This window comes from Streptomyces sp. WELS2 (assembly GCF_013870595.1).
Lineage (GTDB): Bacteria > Actinomycetota > Actinomycetes > Streptomycetales > Streptomycetaceae > Streptomyces.
Genome location: NZ_JACBWZ010001078.1, coordinates 1 through 1823, shown reverse-complemented (window position 1 = coordinate 1823; position 1823 = coordinate 1). Strand labels below are relative to the sequence as shown.

The window sequence follows — 1823 nt, the reverse complement described above, 5'->3', positions numbered from 1 at the left end:
GAGGTGCCGGACGTGCCGCGCCGGACGCTGGTGCTGGGCGGGGCCCGCTCGGGCAAGTCGGTGGAGGCGGAGCGGCGGCTGGAGACGTTCCCGGACGTGCTGTACGTGGCGACGGGCGGCACGCGCGGCGGGGACACCGAGTGGGCGGCACGGGTGGCCGCGCACCGGGAGCGGCGGCCGGGGTCGTGGCGTACGGCGGAGACGACCGACCTGGTGCCGCTGCTGGCCGAGGACGGGCCGCCGGTGCTGATCGACTGCCTGTCGCTGTGGCTGGCGGACGCGATGGACGCCGTGGGGGCGTGGGACGACGCGGAGTGGGCGGGCGGCGGCGAGAAGCTGCTGCGGGAGCGCGTACGGGAGCTGACCGACGCGGTGCGCGCCACCCGGCGGACCGTGGTCGCGGTGTCCAACGAGGTCGGCTCGGGCATCGTCCCCGCGACCGCCTCCGGCCGCCGCTACCGCGACGAACTCGGCCGCGTGAACGCGGCGTTCGCCAACGAGTGCGAACAGGTGGTGCTGGTGGTGGCGGGACAGGCGGTGGTGCTGCGGGGGTGAGCGGGGCGCCCGCAAAGGGGCGCGGGTTCTACCCGGCGCCTTTCCGCACCACCACGCGATAAGCGTTGGAGAACCGGGTCCGCCGGACCAGCGGAGCGCCCCCCTGGTCCAGGGTCCGCGCCAGCGCCAGCACCGGCGCGGCGGCCAGGTGGAGCACCGGGTGGGCGTGGGCCAGGGACAGGGCGACGGCCGCCGTCAGGTCGTAGGGGATGTGCGGGGCCTTGCGGTCCACGACGAGGATCGCGCAGCCGAGCCCGGCCAGTTCCGCGCACAGGTTGGCCCGCGGCACCAGGTGGAGGTGGCGCGGCTGCCCGTAGGGGAACCACCACCGGCCCAGCAGCGCCGCGAACACGCACGCCGGGTCCGGGACTTCGACGACCAGGTGGCCGCCGGGACGCAGCACGGTCAGCGCGGCGCGGAGTTCGGCGCGCGGGTCGGGGGTGTGCGCCAGGTGGTGGAACATGGTGACCACGTCGTAGCGGGCGCGCAGCCGGGCCGCCATCCCGGGGGTCGTCAGATAGCCGCGGTGCGCCTCCTCCACCCGGCCCTCCAGCAGCGCCTGTTCGACCCGCGCCGTGGGGTCGAGCCCGTCGAAGCTGGTGTACGGGAAGAACTCCTTCGCCGCCTCGGGAAAGCGGGCGTGCCCGGTGCCGACGTCCAGCCAGCTCTCCGGTTCGCCGAGTGCCGACAGGCGCCAGGCGGTGGCCCGGTGCCGGCGCCGGACCGCGCGGGCGGACAGCACCCGGGCGGCGAACTCCTCCAGTTGCCGCTCGTAGAAGTCCCGGTGGAAGAAGGCGAGTCCCTCCGCGCTGAGCCGGGGGTTCTGGAAGGCGTGGCCGCAGTCGCGGCAGGCGTCGACGGTGAACGCGCCGGCCCGGTGGCGCAGCGGGTCGGGGGCGCGCAGCCGGGTGCGCAGGCGCCGGGAGCCGCACCAGGGGCAGTCCTCGCGGCGCGGCTCCTGGAAGGGGTCGTAGGGGGTGGTGAACTGCGGGGTGAGGGGCGTGGTCGGCATGGGCGGCTCCCTGTGCGACATTCCGCGGCAAAGCGGAACGTATGGGATGCCGATCCGAGGTGCAAAGACATCGTGGGGGTGTGGTGGCGATGTGGCGCGGAGCCCTTCGCGGCCGGGCGGTACTGTTCGGCGAATGAGCAGCCTTAATCTGGACGACTTCACCGATCTGATCGAGCGCCCGGACGGGGGCGTACGCCGTGACGCCGAGGCCCGGCGGGAGCGTCTGATCGTGCCGCCCGGGGCGCTGGGCCGCCTC

At 75.0% G+C, this 1823-nt stretch carries 2 protein-coding genes and 1 pseudogene; 2 read left to right on the top strand and 1 reads right to left on the bottom strand.

What is annotated here, in order from left to right:
• The coding region (locus H5J33_RS33790) for a bifunctional adenosylcobinamide kinase/adenosylcobinamide-phosphate guanylyltransferase (RefSeq protein ID WP_181798490.1) at positions 1-555 on the top strand (555 nt) is incomplete at its 5' end.
• Between the two features lie 28 nt (positions 556-583).
• Here H5J33_RS33790 and H5J33_RS33785 read toward each other — a convergent pair.
• The gene (locus H5J33_RS33785; RefSeq protein WP_181798489.1) at positions 584-1567 is read right to left on the bottom strand and encodes a class I SAM-dependent methyltransferase; all 984 of its coding nucleotides are present in this window, start codon (positions 1565-1567) and stop codon (positions 584-586) included.
• A 133-nt stretch (positions 1568-1700) separates the two neighbouring features.
• Between H5J33_RS33785 and H5J33_RS38075 the strand changes: the two are divergent.
• Positions 1701-1823: pseudogene (locus tag H5J33_RS38075) on the top strand (nicotinate-nucleotide--dimethylbenzimidazole phosphoribosyltransferase); the annotation flags it as partial.